The 15,691-nt window shown below is 70.8% G+C and carries 14 protein-coding genes and 1 pseudogene; 7 read left to right on the forward strand and 8 right to left on the reverse strand.

The features are described from left to right. Nucleotides 1-89: 89 nt before the first annotated feature. Nucleotides 90-1,112, reverse strand: a complete 1,023-nt coding sequence (locus EIY87_RS31050) for an Lrp/AsnC family transcriptional regulator (RefSeq protein WP_225440128.1) — start codon at nucleotides 1,110-1,112, stop codon at nucleotides 90-92. 95 nt (nucleotides 1,113-1,207) lie between these two features. On the opposite strand from EIY87_RS31050, the gene EIY87_RS31055 reads away from it, so the two are divergent. The 4 genes from EIY87_RS31055 to EIY87_RS31070 are packed head-to-tail and all read left to right on the forward strand — an operon-like array spanning nucleotide 1,208 to nucleotide 5,472. Beyond that, on the forward strand, nucleotides 1,208-2,434 hold the full coding sequence (locus EIY87_RS31055) for a M20 metallopeptidase family protein (protein WP_125313355.1): 1,227 nt from the start codon (nucleotides 1,208-1,210) through the stop codon (nucleotides 2,432-2,434). Continuing rightward, a complete protein-coding gene (locus EIY87_RS31060; RefSeq protein ID WP_125313356.1) occupies nucleotides 2,431-3,765 on the forward strand; it encodes an MFS transporter in 1,335 nt (444 codons plus the stop codon). Before EIY87_RS31055 ends, EIY87_RS31060 begins: the two co-directional genes overlap by 4 nt. Next, nucleotides 3,740-4,543, forward strand: coding sequence for a cyclase family protein (locus EIY87_RS31065; RefSeq protein WP_225440129.1), 804 nt, complete (start codon nucleotides 3,740-3,742; stop codon nucleotides 4,541-4,543). Before EIY87_RS31060 ends, EIY87_RS31065 begins: the two co-directional genes overlap by 26 nt. Continuing rightward, a complete protein-coding gene (locus EIY87_RS31070; RefSeq protein ID WP_125313357.1) occupies nucleotides 4,540-5,472 on the forward strand; it encodes an MBL fold metallo-hydrolase in 933 nt (310 codons plus the stop codon). Before EIY87_RS31065 ends, EIY87_RS31070 begins: the two co-directional genes overlap by 4 nt. A 22-nt stretch (nucleotides 5,473-5,494) precedes the next feature. Here EIY87_RS31070 and EIY87_RS31075 read toward each other — a convergent pair whose 3' ends face one another. Together EIY87_RS31075 and EIY87_RS31080 are read right to left on the reverse strand one after the other, a co-directional pair. Then, a complete protein-coding gene (locus tag EIY87_RS31075) occupies nucleotides 5,495-7,000 on the reverse strand; it encodes a DHA2 family efflux MFS transporter permease subunit (protein ID WP_125313358.1) in 1,506 nt (501 codons plus the stop codon). Beyond that, nucleotides 7,000-7,953: an NAD(P)/FAD-dependent oxidoreductase gene (locus tag EIY87_RS31080; protein WP_125313359.1), complete on the reverse strand. Its 954-nt coding sequence runs from the start codon at nucleotides 7,951-7,953 to the stop codon at nucleotides 7,000-7,002. The genes EIY87_RS31075 and EIY87_RS31080 overlap by 1 nt, the downstream gene beginning before the upstream one ends. 80 nt (nucleotides 7,954-8,033) lie before the next feature. On the opposite strand from EIY87_RS31080, the gene EIY87_RS31085 reads away from it, so the two are divergent. Beyond that, entirely contained in the window at nucleotides 8,034-8,645 is a 612-nt protein-coding gene (locus EIY87_RS31085; protein WP_125313360.1) for a helix-turn-helix domain-containing protein, read from the forward strand. On the opposite strand, the gene EIY87_RS31090 is transcribed toward EIY87_RS31085, so the two are convergent. From EIY87_RS31090 to EIY87_RS31100, 5 genes and pseudogenes are all read right to left on the reverse strand, one after another. Further along, the gene (locus EIY87_RS31090; RefSeq protein ID WP_125313361.1) at nucleotides 8,622-10,271 is read right to left on the reverse strand and encodes an FAD-dependent oxidoreductase; all 1,650 of its coding nucleotides are present in this window, start codon (nucleotides 10,269-10,271) and stop codon (nucleotides 8,622-8,624) included. The two genes, EIY87_RS31085 and EIY87_RS31090, sit on opposite strands and share 24 nt — an antisense overlap. Before the next feature lie 7 nt (nucleotides 10,272-10,278). After that, a complete protein-coding gene (locus EIY87_RS31095) occupies nucleotides 10,279-11,124 on the reverse strand; it encodes a DUF1684 domain-containing protein (RefSeq protein WP_158641385.1) in 846 nt (281 codons plus the stop codon). 2 nt (nucleotides 11,125-11,126) lie between these two features. Continuing rightward, complete coding sequence (locus tag EIY87_RS47805) at nucleotides 11,127-11,444, reverse strand: hypothetical protein (RefSeq protein ID WP_158641386.1); 318 nt, start codon at nucleotides 11,442-11,444, stop codon at nucleotides 11,127-11,129. Nucleotides 11,445-11,922: 478 nt separating this feature from the next. Next, a pseudogene (locus EIY87_RS49315) lies at nucleotides 11,923-12,135 on the reverse strand (aromatic-ring hydroxylase C-terminal domain-containing protein); the annotation flags it as partial. Nucleotides 12,136-12,156: 21 nt separating this feature from the next. Beyond that, the gene (locus EIY87_RS31100; RefSeq protein WP_125313363.1) at nucleotides 12,157-13,509 is read right to left on the reverse strand and encodes an MFS transporter; all 1,353 of its coding nucleotides are present in this window, start codon (nucleotides 13,507-13,509) and stop codon (nucleotides 12,157-12,159) included. Nucleotides 13,510-13,653: 144 nt separating this feature from the next. Between EIY87_RS31100 and EIY87_RS31105 the strand changes: the two genes are divergently transcribed. Beyond that, nucleotides 13,654-14,832, forward strand: a complete 1,179-nt coding sequence (locus EIY87_RS31105; RefSeq protein WP_125313364.1) for a CaiB/BaiF CoA transferase family protein — start codon at nucleotides 13,654-13,656, stop codon at nucleotides 14,830-14,832. After that, nucleotides 14,819-15,625, forward strand: coding sequence for an enoyl-CoA hydratase/isomerase family protein (locus EIY87_RS31110; protein ID WP_125313365.1), 807 nt, complete (start codon nucleotides 14,819-14,821; stop codon nucleotides 15,623-15,625). The genes EIY87_RS31105 and EIY87_RS31110 overlap by 14 nt, the downstream gene beginning before the upstream one ends. Nucleotides 15,626-15,691 lie beyond the last annotated feature (66 nt).

Raw genomic sequence — 15,691 nt, forward strand, 5'->3', positions numbered from 1 at the left:
GCTGTTCCCGGCGACGCGCAGGCTTTGACCCGGCGCAACGACCGGCTGCGCAGGCTCGTCGCCATGCCCGCCGCCGAGCCGCGGCCAGCTCAGTAGGCCGCGAGGGCGGTCGGCGGGATCACCGTTCCGGTCGCCCGGCCGGCGCCGTCCAGCAGCCAGCCCATGCGTTTCGGCGTGCGGAGGTTGATCGCGTTGTCGCGGATCCGCAGCCACGGCAGGTGCTCGCCCAGCTTCCGCTCGATGCGGAGCATGTCGTGCGGTGATCGCGTCCAGAAGGTCATGGCGAGGTTGGCGTCGCCGGTGGTCGAAACGCACATCCGCAACTCCGGAAAGGTGGCGAGCGCTGCCACGGTCCGGCGGTGGTCGGCGGGCTCGACGTGCGCCGTCCAGGTGCTGCTCACCGTCCAGCTCGAGACTTCCGAGGCGAGTTCGCAGCGGAACGACAGCAGGTCCGAGGCGAGCAGCCGGCCGAGCTGCCTGCGCACGGTGGCGGGGTTGCGGTCCGTCGCGCGAGCCAGGTCCGCCGCGGTGCTGCGGCCGTCGACGGCGAGCGCCTCGATCAGCGGCCACGCGTCCCGTGGCGGTGCGGCCGGGACGCGAGCCGGTTCGCGGGCCGCCGCCTGGAACGCGGATTCCTCCACCGGGCTGAGCGCGTCGAGGCGCCAATGGCTGCCGTGCCGGTGCACCGCCGTTGCGACGAAAGTCCGCTGGCGGGCCACTCCGGGAAGCGTCTCGAGATCGTCGAGCACGTACCGGGTGAGCGCGGCGAGGTCCTCGGTGATGACGGTCAGGAGGAGGTCCCGTCCGCGCGTCGACTCTTCGACGGTGACGGCACGCGGGTCCGCGCAAGCGGCGTCGACGACGGCCCGCCGGGCGCCGGGCAGGCAGTCCACCTCGACCAGGGCGAGCGTGACCCGCCGGTAGCTGCCGCCCGGGTGGGCGGTGATCCACGCGAGTCCGCGCTCCCGCAGCCGGGCCCACCTGGCCGCTTCGCCGGCCGCGGTCGTGCCCAGGATGCCTGCGGCCTCGGCCCACGGGATCCGCGGCGCGACCTGGAGACCGTGGAGCAGCCGCAGCTCCTTCTCGTCGAGCGCCGGATGCACGGAAACCATCGAATCTGTCTCTCTGTTGCACGAATCCATCGGAATCGAGTGATCATATCCCGGCAGATCGCATACTCGCTCCTCTCGGACGCACGGAGGACGAAATGACCCTGCTCGACGACGCGCACGCCATGCGTGCCGAAGTCGTCCGGCTTCGGCGGTTGCTGCACTCCCAGCCGGAGCTCGGTCTGCGGCTGCCGCGCACGCAGGACGCGGTGCTGGACGCCCTCGACGGCCTGCCGCTGGAGATCTCGACGGGCCGGGCGACCACGTCCGTCACGGCGGTGCTGCGCGCGAGCGGTGCCCGGTCCGGCCGGCCGCCGGTCCTGCTGCGCGGGGACATGGACGCGGTGCCGGTCCAGGAGGAGACCGGGCTGGCGTTCGCCTCCACCGTGCCGGGTGCGGCCCACGCGTGCGGGCACGACCTGCACACCGCCATGCTGGTGGGCGCGGCCCGCCTGCTGGCCACCCGCCGGGCGGAGCTGGCGAACGACGTCGTCCTGATGTTCCAGCCGGGGGAGGAGGGCTGGGAAGGCGCCAGGGCGATGCTCGAGGAGGGGGTGCTCGACGCCGCGGGGGAGCGCGTCGGCGCCGCTTACGCCCTGCACGTCTTCTCGACGCTGCCCCAGGGTTTCCACCTCCGGCCGGGTGTGGTGCTGGCCTCGTCCTCGAGTCTCGACGTCACCGTGTCGGGCCGCGGCGGTCATGCCGCCACCCCGCACCTGGCCCGGGATCCGGTGCCGGTCACCGCCGAGATGATCACGGCGTTGCAGGCACTGGTGACCCGCCGGGTGGACGTGTTCGACCCGGTCGTCCTCACCGTCGGTGTCGTCGAGGCGGGGACGCGGCGCAATGTCATCCCGCCGACGGCCCGGTTCGAGGCGACGGTGCGCACGTTCTCCGACGCGGCCGCGGTCCGCGTCGGCGCCGAAGCCCGGCGGCTGGTCGAGGGCATCGCCGCGGCGCACGGGCTCGAGGTCGACGTCCGGTTCGACCGTGAGCGCCCGGCCACGGTCAACGATCCCGGCGAGGCCGCGTTCGCCGGGCAGACGATCTCCGAGGTCTTCGGGGAGAGCAGGCTGAGCCGGCTGGAGCACCCGTTCACCGGGTCGGAGGACTTCTCGCGGGTCTTGGGCGAGGTGCCCGGTGCGTTCATCGCACTGGGCGCGTTGCCCCGTGGCGCCGATCCGGACACGGCGCCGTTCAACCACAGCGGACGGGCGATCTTCGACGAAGCGGTGCTTCCCCTCGGCGCGGCCCTCCTCGCGGAGCTTGCGTTGCGCCGTCCCCGATCCGCCGCGCCCACCGAGATCCCGGAGCGTTCACGATGACGACGAGTTCACCGGCCGGTACCGGCCGCACCATGCTCGGCATCTGCCTCGGCCACGCGCTCGAGTGGTACGACTGGGGCATCTACACGATCTTCGTCCCGTTCTTCGCCGGTCAGTTCTTCCCCGGTGGCGCGCCGGGGTCGGCGGTCCTTTCCGGACTCGCGGTCTTCGCGGTGGGCTTCGTGGCCCGGCCGCTCGGCGGCCTGCTCGTGGGCCGGCTGTCCGACCGGGTCGGCCGCCGCCCGATGATGAGCCTCACCGTCGGCGGCATGGCGGTCGCCAGCCTGCTCATCGGTGTCGCGCCGACCTACGCCACCGCCGGCGTGGGTGCTTCGGTGATCCTGCTGGCCTGCCGGGTGATCCAGGGACTCGCCACGGGCGGAGAACTCCCGTCGGCCCAGACGTACCTGGCGGAAGAAGCGCCCGCCCGTCGCCGGGGCCTCTGGTCGAGCCTCATCTACATCGCGAGCGTAGGGGGCAATGCGGTCGGCGTACTGCTCGGGCTGGTGCTGTCGGTGACGTTGACGCACGAGGAAATGCTCGGCTACGGCTGGCGGATCCCGTTCGTCGCCGGCGGGGTGCTGGGGGTGGTGGCGTTGTGGGTCCGGCGATCGCTCGCCGAGTCCGAAGTGTTCGTCAAGGAGCGGGAAAGGGCGCCGAAGCAACCGTTCTGGCCCGACCTGCTCCGCCACCGCCGCGCGGCCCTGCAGGTGATCGGCATGTCGGTCGGACCGACCGTCGTCTACTACGCATGGGTCATCGCGGCACCCGCTTACGCCATCACGGCACGGCACCTCGACTCGAGTTCCGCCCTGCTGACGGGGGTGCTGTCCAGCCTCGTGCTCATCGCGGTGCTGCCGTTCTGGGGTGCGCTTTCGGACCGGATCGGGCGGCGGCCCGTGATGCTGATCAGCCACCTGGGCACCGCCGCGACGTTGTTCCCGCTCCAGGCGCTCGATCTCGGGGACGCCGTCCAGCTGGGGATCGCGATGTCGATCGCGATGGTCTTCATCGGAGCCGGGGTTTCGATCCTGCCGGCGGCCTACGCGGAGCTGTTCCCGACGCGCATCCGCACAGCCGGGCTGGCCGTGCCGTATTCGGTGGCGGTGGCCGCCTTCGGGGGCACAGCGCCCTACCTGCAGACGTGGGTCGGCGAGACGTTCGGGCCGGCGTTCTTCACCGGTTACGTCGTCCTGCTCCTGCTGGTGTCGGCGGCGACCGTGCTGACGCTCCGCGAAGGACGCGGGGCCGACCTGGCCACCCTTCACCAGGCGGCTCCCGAGAGCATGAGGAAGGCTGAAGATCATGACACCGCTCGAAATGCTGGCTGACGGCGTCACGGTCGTCGATCTCGCGCACCCGTTCGAAGTCGGGATGCCCGCGTCGCCCACCCACCCGCCCTTCGAGTTCGCGCTGCGCCACCGGCACGGTGACGTCGCCTATCCCGGCGGATTCACCGGTTCGCACGAAATCATGGTGCTGGGCGGGCACGTCGGTACCCACATGGACGCGGTGAGCCACGTGGCCGTGGACGGCAAGCTCCACGGTGGTGTGCCGGTCGCGGAAGCGATGCACGCGGGCCGCTACCGCAGTCACGGTATCGACCAGGTGCGGCCCCTCGTCTGCCGTGGGGTGCTGTACGACGTGCCACGCAGCCGGAAGGTCACGCGGCTGGACCCGGGCACGGCCGTGGGGGTGGCGGACCTCGTGGCCGGGCCCGAGCCGAAACCCGGTGACGTGGCGCTGATCCGGACGGGGTGGGCACAGCTCTGGCACGACTCGCCGTCCTACGTCGGTGACGATTCCGGGGTACCCGGCATCGATCTCGGTGCCGCGGAATGGCTTGCCGGACACGGCGTTGCCGCCGTCGGTGCCGACACCATCGCCCTCGAACACCGCCCGCCCGGCCCCGGACCCGCTCCGCTGCCGGTCCACCGGCTTCTCCTGCACGAACACGGCATCAACCTGATCGAGGTGATGGCTTTGGAAACCCTGTCCGAGACGCTGGCGTCCGCCGGCACCGCGGAATTCCTCTTCATCGGCGCACCGCTCAACGTGGTGGGTGCCACCGGAGCGCCGATCCGCCCGCTGGCGGTGGTCGGCGCATGAGCGGCGACACGATCCAGCTGGGAGACGTGACGGTGACCCGGGTGGTGGAGTGGAGCGGGTCGATCAGGACGGTGAGCGACTTCGTGCCCGACAGCACCCCGGAAGGCCGCGCGGCACTGGCCCCGGAGTTCCGCGATCCGGACGACGACGCGTACCACTGTGCGATCCAGAGCTGGGTGTTGCGCAGCAAAGGGCGCACGATCGTCGTCGACACCGGTGCGGGGAACGACCGGGAACGCCCGCAAATCCCGCAGTTCGACCACCTCGAGACCCCGTTCCTGGAAAACCTCCGCCGGGCCGGTGTCGAGCCCGAGGACGTCGACCTGGTGGTGAACACCCACGTCCACTACGACCACGTCGGCTGGAACACCCGGTGGGACAACGAGGAGTGGGCACCGACGTTCCCCAACGCCCGCTACCTCATTCCGCGCGTCGACCGCGACTACTTCGACCCCGAGAACGAACACCGCCGTCCCCCGGTGCACACCGACGCCGACCGCCTGCGCCGCCGGGGCAGCCACCTCGTCTTCGCCGACAGCGTCGCACCGATCCTCGAGCAGGGGCTCGCGACGTTGTGGGAGGACAGCTACCGGATCGACGGAAACCTCACGCTGGCACCGGCGCCCGGGCACACGCCCGGATCGTCGGTGCTCAAGCTGAAGTCCGGCACGGACCGGGCGTTCTTCGTCGGAGACCTCCTGCACAGCCCGGTCCAGGTGGCGGAGCCGGCGGCCAACAGCTGCTTCTGCGAAGACCAGGCGGAAGCGCGGGCAACGCGTTTCCGGCTGCTCGGCGAGGCCGCCGAAACCGGGGCTTTGGTCGTACCGGCGCATTTCCCCGGGCGGGGTGCCGCCGAGGTGCGCAGGTCGGGGGAGGGCTACGAGCTGCACAACTGGGCCGCTTTCGACCCTCCTCGACCGACTCGATGACGTGCCGAACTCCCGCCGCGGTCTACCGGTGAACGGCCGCGGCGGGGTCACGGTCCTGGGACGGCGGCGCTGCCCGGTTCGGCAGGAAGGCCGCGGGCAGGAGGCACAGCAGTACCAGAAGCAGCGTCCAGGCGAATGTGGACGCGAACGCGCCCCCACTGGCCGCTGCCGCCGCTTCGTGCGTAGCCGGGTCGGCGAGTGCGGCTGTCGCGGTGAGCTGCCCCGCACTGGCCGGGACGCCGAATCGGTCCGCCAGCCGGCTCGCAAGAATGATCGAGACGACAGCGGCGCCGATCGCGCCCGCTGTCTGCAGGACGATATTGAGAAGGGCGGACGCCCTGGAGGCCAGGGTCGGCGGCACCATCTGCAGGGCCGCCGAATTGATGGGCATCAATGTCATGCCCATGCCCAGCCCCGTGACGAACACGGTGAGCAGGAGCGTCCAGTACGGGGTGCTGGCGCCGACCTGGGTGAGCAGCGCGAAGCTCACAGCGATCAGTACCAAGCCCGGGATAACCACCTTCCGCGGGCCTACCCGGTCGACGAGCCGACCCGCGACCGGCATCGTCAGCAGCGCACCGACACCCTGGGGCGCCACCATCAGGCCGGCCGTGAGGGCGCTCTCGCCCCGCACGAGCATGAAGTAGGTCGGCACGACCATCATGGTTCCCAGGAACGAGATCTGAAAAAGGCTGAGCGTTCCCATCGCCGTGCGGAAAGCCCGGTTGCGGAACAGGGAGAGGTCGACCAGCGGGTTGGTGATCTTCGCCGCGCGCACCAGGAAACCGGCGATCAGCACCAGGCCGAGCACCACGGGAAGCCACACGCTCGTCGCGGTGACCCCGCCGCGGTGCGGGATGGTGGAGATCCCGTAGATCAGCGCCGCCGAGCCCGGGGACAGCATCAGCATGCCGGGGAAGTCGAACCGTTCCGCCGGGCGCGGCTCGTCCCTGGGCAGGAACCGCCAGGCGAGCAGGACGGCGACCACCCCGATGGGGGCGTTGACGAAGAACAGCCAGCGCCAACCGGCGACGTCGACCAGCCACCCGCCCAGGACCGGACCCGCGATGGGGCCGAGCAGCAGGGGCACGCCGAGGCCGGCCATGACCCTGCCGATGCGATGCGGTCCCGCCGCTCTGGTCACGATCGTCAGGCCGGCAGGCATCAATATCCCGCCACCGAGGCCCTGCACGACGCGGAAGATGATCAGCGAGCCGACATCCCACGCGGCGCCGGCCAGCGCCGAGCCGAGCACGAACAACACGATCGACAGCATGAACAGGCGTTTGGTGCCGAACCGGTCGCCGGCCCAGCCGGTCACCGGGATGGCCATGCCCAGCGCCAGCAGGTATCCGGTCGCCACCCACTGAATCGTGTCCAAAGAGGTCTGGAACCGCAGGGTCAACGGCTGCAGTGCGACATTGACGACGGTCATGTCCAAAGTGGTCATCACCGAGCCCACCACCACGACGGCCACCACCTTGAGCAGGGTGGAGTCCAGTGAGCTCGGCTTCGAAGCAGTGCTCATCAGCGCTGGGTCCTCTCCAGGTCGCCGGCCGCGAGGCGGGTGTCCTCGGCGACCAGGTCGGCGTTGATCTGTGCGGCCGCCGCCGCCCCGGCCGCGGCCGCGGCGCCGACCTGGGCAGCCAGGTCGGTGACGTTGCCCGCCGCCCACACGCCGGGCACCTCGGTCCGCCCGGCCGCGTCGACCGCGACGTACTCGCCCATCGGATGCGCCGTCGGGTACAACCCGACCCCGGCGAGGAACCCGGCGCGGGCCACCATCCTCGGCGAGACGGCGACCACCTCGCGTTCGACGACCGTGCCATCGGCCAACCGGACACCGGCCAGGCGGTCGCCGGTGATCTCCAGCGCGGCGACGTCGCCTTCCACGACGTGGATGCCCCGCGCGACCAGCTGGCGCGCCTGTTCCCCGGCCGGCGCACTGCCACGAGCGAAGAACGTGACATCGTCGCTGAGCTGGCGGAACAGCAACGCCTGGTGCACCGACATCGGCCCCGTGGCCAGCACGCCGATCGCCTGGTCACGGACCTCCCAGCCGTGGCAGTACGGGCAGTGCAGCACGTCGCGCCCCCATCGCTGCCACAGTCCCGGGATGTCCGGCAGCTCGTCGGTCAGCCCCGTGGCCGCCAGCAACCGCCGGCCGCGGACGGCCCTGCCGTCGGCGAGCGTCGCCACGAACACCTCGTCTCGCCGGGTCACGGTGCCGACCACGCCGGACACCACCTCGCCCCCGTAGCCGCGCACCTCCTCGCGGCCCCGTGCCAGCAGTTCTGCGGGCGGTAGCCCGTCCAGCGCCAGCAGCCCGTGCACCCCGGTCGCCGGAGTGTTCCGTGGCGTGCCCCCGTCGACCACCACCACCGACCGCCGAACCCGGGCCAGCGTCAGTGCCGCACCCAGGCCGGCAGCACCCCCGCCGACGACCACCACGTCGTAGCTGTCTTCCCGCTCGTCAGTCACCGTTGATCACCTCCACGGCCACCATCACCCTCACGCCCCTACGGTTGCAAATACACTTGCCGAACTGGCAAATTGGACGCATGGCCGACTTCGAAGAAGCACTCGACGCCGTAGGACTCCGGCTACGCGCGCTGCGGCGGGACCGGGGTACGACACTGGTCCAGTTGTCCGCGGCCACCGGCATTTCGGTGAGCACGCTGTCCCGGCTGGAATCGGGCAACCGCCGCCCGACCCTGGAACAGTTGCTGCCGCTGGCCAAGGCGCACGGCGTCACCCTCGACGAGCTGGTCAGTGCGCCACCCACGGGCGACCCACGCCTGCACCTGCGGCCGATCAGGTGCCAAGGCGGGATGACGGTCCTGCCGCTCACCCGGCGCCCCGGTGGCATCCAGTCGTACAAGTTCGTCCTCTCGGCCACCGCCCGCCCGAAGCAACCCGCCCCGCAGACCCACGAAGGTTACGAATGGCTGTATGTCCTCAATGGACACCTGCGATTGGTGCTCGGTGAGCACGATCTCGTCCTGGCGCCCGGCGAAGTAGCCGAGTTCGACACGCACACCCCCCACTGGTTCGGCGCCGCCGGCACCGAGTCCGTCGAGTTCCTCAGCCTGTTCGGCAAACAGGGCGAGCGTGCCCACATCCGGGCGCGGCCCCGGAAATCGGATGATTCACAGCCTCGGCGCGTTCGGTGACATCGACGCCGATCCGACACCGGCTTGCCACGTCAGGAAACCACCGTCGAGGTTGGCGACGTCCCGACCGTGGGCGCTCAGCACGCGCGTGGCCGTGTGGCCACGCTGCCCGGCGTGGCAGTACACGATCAACCGCCCGGGTGGCAGGCCGGCCATGCTCTGCCGCAACCGGTCCAGAGGCACGTTGATCGCGCCGGGGATCGCGCCCGCGGCGAACTCGTCCGGTGTTCGAACATCGAGGAGTGTCGCACCGGCGGCCCGCGCCGCGTCCAGTTCGTGCCACTGCACGGTGGCCGTGGTCACGGACGCGAGGTTGTCGGCGACATATCCCAGCATGTTCACCGGATCCTTGGCCGAACCGTATTGCGGCGCGTAGGCCAGGTCGAGCCCGAGCAGATCCGACGCGCGCAGCCCGCCTGCCATGGCGGTGGCGAGCACGTCGATGCGCCTGGCCGCCCCCTCGGTTCCCACGGCCTGCGCACCGAGGATCCCGTCCGTGCCCGCGTCGATGAGCAACTTCAGCGACAGCGGGGCGGCCCCCGGGTAATAGGAGGCGTGGGCCGGCGGGTGGATGTGGACGACCCGATACGCGCGTCCGGCGGTTCGTAGCCGTTTCTCGTTCCAGCCGGTGACCGCGGCAGTCAGTCCGAGCACGCCGACCACCGCGGTGCCGTGACCGTCGGTGTCGCGCACCGGGCTGCCCACGATGGAATCCGCCGCCAGCCGGCCCTGCCGGTTGGCGGGACCGGCCAGCGGGATCAGCACAGGCTTCCCCGACACCGCGTCGACCTTTTCGGCGACATCACCGACCGCGTGGATGCGTGGATCACTGGTGCGCAACGAGGCGTCCACCACGATCCCGCCTCCCGGACCGAGCGCCAGGCCGGCGGCCCTGGCCAGGTCACCTCGCGGCCGCACCCCGGCGGCCATGACAACGAGGTCGGCGGGCACGGCGGAGCCGTCGCCGAGCACCACGGTGTCCGGACCGATTCGGTCCACCCGCGCGCCCAGCCGCACCGCGACACCATGAGCACGCAGGTGTGCCGCCACTGGCTGCGCCATCTCCGGATCCAGCGGGGGCAGCACCTGTCCGGCCTGCTCGACCAGTGCGACCGACAGGCCTTTGGTGTGGAGGTTCTCGGCCATCTCCAGCCCGATGAACCCGGCGCCGATCACCACGGCGGTACGGGCGTGCTCGGCCGCCCGGAAGATGGTGTCGGCGTCGGCGACGTCCCGCAGTACCCGTGCCCGTTCCACACCAGGCACGGACGGCACCACCGCCTCCGCGCCCATGCTGAGGACGAGGTGGTCCCAGTGCTCCACGTAGTCCACTCCGGACCGGTGATTCCGGACCGTGACCGTGCGGGCGGTCCGGTCGATCGCCAGCACCTCGTGGCGTACTCGCACGTCGAGCGCGAACCTCTCCCACAGCCCTTCCGGACTCCGCGGCAGCAGCGCCGACCGTGCACCGATCACGCCACCGATGTAGTAGGGCAGCCCGCAGTTCGCGAACGAAACGTGCTCGCCCTTCTCCACCACGACGATCTCGGCGTTCTCGTCGAGTCTGCGCAGGCGGGTGGCCGCCGACATCCCACCGGCCACCCCACCCACGATCACCACCTTCATCCCGGCGTCAGCCGGCGGCCGGGATGAAGGTGGCGTACTCCTCGATCCGGTCGATGAGTCCGTCCTTGAAGCGGAAGTACATCGCCGCCTGTACCTCGCCGAGCGGCCCGCCGGCGTTGCTGATGTGCAGGACGTGCTGCTGGAGTACCTCGTCCGCCTCGGCGAGCTGGCGGGTGATGTCGTAACGCAGTGACGCGTCCGCCGCGGGTCCGTCCTTGAGCATCGCGAGGTTCTCGTCGATGCTCTGCTCGCCCTTGCCGTCGTTGTGCCAGACGGTCGCGGTGTCCGTGCACAGCGCGCGCATCCCGGCGTAGTCACCCTCTTCCAGCCGTCGCAGGTAGCGGACCGCGGTGTCCTTGATGTCGGTGCTCATGTCCTCACGTTTTCCTTTCGGATCTCCGTAAACAGGTCCGCGCTCACCCGCCGGTACGGGCACCGGAAGGTGGTTGCCCGCCGGCGGCAGCGGGCACGGGAAGGCGTGCGAGAAGACGTGCAGGGGAAGCACGGCCTGGTTGAAGTCGATGCGGACGGTGTCGCCCTCCACCGGCGGCAGCATGACCCATCTGCCGATCTCCGGGGTTTCGATGCCGCTGGTGGAATCGGTGAACACCACCAGCGGGTTGCCGGGGAACGTTTCGATCACCGTCAGCGAGTGCCGCTGCCCCGCCAGGTCGAACACCAGCTCGGCCGGTGCCGGCAGGACATGCGTGCCGGGCGGATCGGTCAGTCGCTCGATCTCCACTTCCCGCCCTGGCGTCCGCCGGTACTCCGCCTCGACGACATACGCCGGATCCACTGGGTACACCGCGATCTCCCGCAGCCGCGCCAGCGAGGGAACGGCGGGGTCCCACACGGTTAGCCCGTAGATCCCCCACCCCCGGCGACGGCCACCATGCGGTTCCCCGGCAACCGCAGACTGCTGCCGGCGGCCAGCGTGACCGTGCCGTTCACCGGACGGCCGTCCAGCGTCACCCCGTTCGCCTCCGCAGTGGTGAACTGCAGCCCGTCCGAGCCGTTCGCGTCCCAGCGTCCTGGCATGCCCTCGACCGTCTGAGCCGCACCGGTGATCGTCGCGAGCTGAACGACCCCGGCCTTTCCGAGAGTTCCGGCGATCTCGTCCCAGCGGCCATTCCGCCATGCCTCATAGGCGGTTTCCACGCGTTCTTCGATCATGAATCGACACTAACCGCGCGCGGCGGGAAAGCGTCAAACCAACTTGCCAGACTGGCAAACACCGCGCGGTCAGCGGCTCGGCGCGGCGCGGCGCCAGACTCGAACACTCACCTGACTGCCGTTGCAGTACTGGGTGGGCGAGCAGCTCTGTGTGGTCTCCTGTGCGAGTGCCACCCGCGCGATCGAGCGAGATGTCCCGCATCAGCGAGGTGTCGGTGCCGTTGTTGGTGGCCACGACCACGACACGGGCCGGGCCGTCGGCGATCAGGATCGGCGATGTTGATCGTCGCGACGTCCAGCCCGGTCAGCTGATGCATCCGGTGCAGTGCCATGCTCGTCGGCCAGTTCCTTGATGGTGGCGAAGTCCCGGCCGCCAGGCCGCACGATGGCCTCGTAGAAGCGTTTCCTTTCCGCGAAGCGGATCAGCGAAGGCGGGGTGCGGTGGCGCGCCGGGTGCTGGTCGTTCCGGGCGATCCGGTCAGGACTCGGGTTCGCCGAACCAGCGTTTCGCCGCGCGCCCGAGCGCCTCGGAGCCGGGGTCGTGGTCGCTGGTCCAGGCGACGACGCCGTCGGGCCGGACCAGCAGGGCGCCGAAACCGAGGTCTTTGCTCACCGGCCCGGCCGCGTAGCGCAGGCCCTTCCAGGCAGCGGCCCTGTCACGCAGGCGTTGATCGACGGTGAAGTCGAGGACGACGCCCTGTCCGGCCGGCTTTCAGTCAGCTGCGGCCGAGTGCCTCTCGTCCACGTCGTCCAGCGCGGACAGGGAGATGCCCCGCGTCTCCCTGGCGGCCAGCACAGCGACCGTCGAGATCACGGCGGCACCGGCCAGGTAGACCGCGATCGGGACCGCAGAACCGTAGGCCTTGAGCAGGCTGGCGGTGATGAACGGGGCGAGGGACCCGGCGAAGATCGACGTCGTCTGATAGGCGAGGGAGACGCCGGCGTAGCGCATCCGCGTCGGGAACAGTTCGGCCATCATCGCCGGCTGGGGTGCGTACATCAGTCCGTGCACGACAACGCCGAGGACGAGCGCCAGCACGATCAGGCCCGGGTTTCCGGTGTCCATCAACGGGAATCCCGCGAAACCCCAGCCGATCATCAGGACCGAGCCGGTGAGGTAGACCGGGCGGCGCCCGAACCGGTCCGCGAGGTGCCCGAACCACGGCACGATCGCCAGGTGCACGACGTGGGCGACCACCAGGAGCAGCAGGATGTCCGTGGTGCTGCTGCCGACGCGCAGCGCCAGGTAGGTGATCGAGAAGGTCACCACGACCTGGTAGAGGATGTTCTCGGCGACCCGCGCCCCCATCGAGATCAGCACGCCGCGCGGGTAGCGCCGCAGGACCTCGATGACGGACGAGCGCTCCGGCTCGCGCTCCTTCGCCCGCTTCAACGATTCGAGGAAGATCGGCGCTTCCTCCACCTGGGTCCGGATGTAGTAGCCGATCAGGACGACGATCGCCGACGCCCAGAACGCCGTTCGCCAGCCCCAGGCGGCGAACGCGCTTTCGGTGAGGGAGAACGACAAGGTCAGCAGGACGATCGTGGCGAGCAGGTTGCCGAGCGGCAGGCCGGCTTGGGGCCAGCTCGACCAGTAGGCGCGCCGGGCGTCCGGGCTGTGCTCGCCGACGAGCAGGACCGCGCCGCCCCATTCGCCGCCGACCGCGAAGCCCTGCACGAAGCGCAACACCACCAGGATCGTCGGCGCCCAGAAGCCGATGCTCGAGTAGGTGGGCACGCAGCCGATCAGGAAGGTGGCGGCGCCGACCAGCAGCAGGCTCAGCTGAAGGAGCTTCTTCCGGCCGATCCGGTCGCCGAAGTGCCCGAAGACGATCCCGCCGAGCGGGCGGGCGACGAAGCCGACGGCGTAGACCAGCAGGGCGTTGATGACACCGTCGAGCGGATTCCCGTTGTCCGGGAAGAAGACGGTGCCGAAGACCAGGGCCGACGACGCGGAGTACAGCAGGAACTCGTACCACTCGGCGACCGTGCCCGCCATGGACGCGGCCACGACCTTGCGGGGTCCGGTCAACGGGGGTGCGGCCGCGGTTTCGGTGCTCGGCATCGGGGACGACTCCTTTGTCGATGTCCTACCGGGACGCGGAGGATCGAAGCACATCGAGGCCGTGGTGCGCAACCGATTGTTCACAGAGGAACAATCGATTGCGCATCTTGACCGGGGAGCCGCCGCGGACGTAGCGTGCGGCACATGCTTTCCGGAACCAGAGTCGTGAGCTTCACGCACTTCCTGCAGGGCCCCTCCGCCACCCAGATCCTCGGGGACCTGGGTGCGGACGTGATCAAGATCGAGCCGCCGCAAGGCGCCTTCGAGCGTGGCTGGTCGGGGCCCGACGCGTTCGTCGGCGGCGTCTCGGTGTTCTTCCTGCTCGCGAACCGCAACGCGCGCAGCATGGTCGTCGACCTCAAGTCCGACGACGGGCGCCGGGTGCTGCGCCGGCTTCTGGACGGCGCCGACGTCCTGATCGAAAGCTTCCGGCCGGGCGTGATGGACCGGCTCGGGCTCGGCTACGAGGAGCTGCGGACCACCAACCCGCGGCTGGTCTACTGCTCGCTCTCCGGCTACGGGTCCGAAGGCCCCTACAAGGACCGGCCGGGGCAGGACGTCCTGGTCCAATCGCTGTCCGGCCTCGCCGCGGCGACCGGGGCCGCGGGCGGGCCGCCGACCCCGGTCGGCGCCTCCGTGGTCGACGCCCACGGCGCGGCGCTCGGGGCGCTCGGGATCCTGGCCGCGTTGCACGGCCGGGCGCGGACCGGCGAAGGCACCCGGGTGGAGAGCAACCTGCTCAGCGCGGCCTTGGACCTGCAGGTCGAGCCGCTTTCCTACCACCTCAACGGGTTTCGCGGCGAGCGAAGCCCGTCCGGCGTTTCGTCGCGGTTCTACAAGGCGCCGTATGGCGTCTTCGCCACCGCCGACGGGTACCTGACGATCTCGCTAACGGGCACCGACCTCCTGGCGAAGGTGCTCGACGACCCGTGGTTCACCGGCGTCGCCCCCGCCGACGAGTACGCGCGCCGCGAGGAGGTCAACGTGCGGGTCGCCGCGCTGCTCGCCGAACACCCGACGGCGTACTGGATCGAGCGGTTCACCGAGTTCCGGGTCTGGCACGCGCCAGTCCACGACTTCGACGACGTGGCCACCGATCCGCAGGTCCGGCACAACGAGACGATCCTGACCATCCCGCACCCGGAGGCCGGTGACGTCCGCGTGCCCGCCCACCCGATCCGCTACGGCGGGGAGCGCCCGGGGCTGCGCCGGGTGCCACCGGCACTGGGCGAGCACACCCGGGAGGTGCTCGGCGAGCTCGGCTGCAGCCCGGCCGACGTCGATGCCTTGGTAGCGGGGGGTGCGTTCGGTGCCCAGTCCTGACGGCACGGCCGGGCCGGTGCTCGTCGAGCGCCGCGGCGCCGTCGCGGTCCTCACCTTGAACCGGCCGGCGAAGTACAACGCGATCGACCACGCCACCGTCGACGCGCTGACTGTCGCGCTCGACGAGATCGAGGCCGACCCGAACGTGCGGGCGGTGGTGCTCACCGGTTCCGGCAAGGCATTCGCCGCGGGCGCGGACATCGCCTTCTACGCGGGCGCGGACCACGACGAGTTCGCCGCTTTCACCAAGCGCTGCAACGCTTTGTGCGACCGGATCGCGCGGTGCCGCGTACCCGTGGTGGCGGCGGTGCGCGGCCTGGCCCTCGGCGGGGGGTTCGAGCTCGTGCTGGCGTGCGACGTGGTGGTTGCCGAACGTGGTGCCGCGTTCGGCCTGCCCGAGGTCACCCTCGGGCTGCTGCCGGGCTGGGGTGGCACCCAGCGGCTGACGTGGCACGTCGGCCCGACCCGGGCCCGCTGGCTCATGATGTCCGGCGACCGCCTGGGCGCCGTGGCCGCCGAGGCGGTCGGTATCGTGACCCACCTGTGCGAGGGGGACGAGCTGGTCCCGTGGGCGCTGGAGGTCGCGGACCTGCTCGCCGGGCGGGCGCCGCTGGCCGTGGCCGCCATCCGGGACACGGTCCTTGCGGCCGTCCACTGTGGACTCGAAGGCTCCGGCGGCCCGGGCTTCCGCCGCGAACGCGAGGCGCTGGGGGAGCTGTTCGCGTCCGCGGACGGCCGCGAGGGCATCACGGCCTTCGTCGAGAAGCGCACGCCGAGGTTCACCGGACGCTGATCCGGTACAGCAGCCGGCGGGGTCGGCGCGACCGATCCCGCCGGTACCACGACGGGTTCGCGGTCG

Origin of the sequence: Amycolatopsis eburnea, assembly GCF_003937945.1 — a bacterium.
In the GTDB taxonomy this organism is placed as follows: Bacteria; Actinomycetota; Actinomycetes; order Mycobacteriales; family Pseudonocardiaceae; genus Amycolatopsis; species Amycolatopsis eburnea.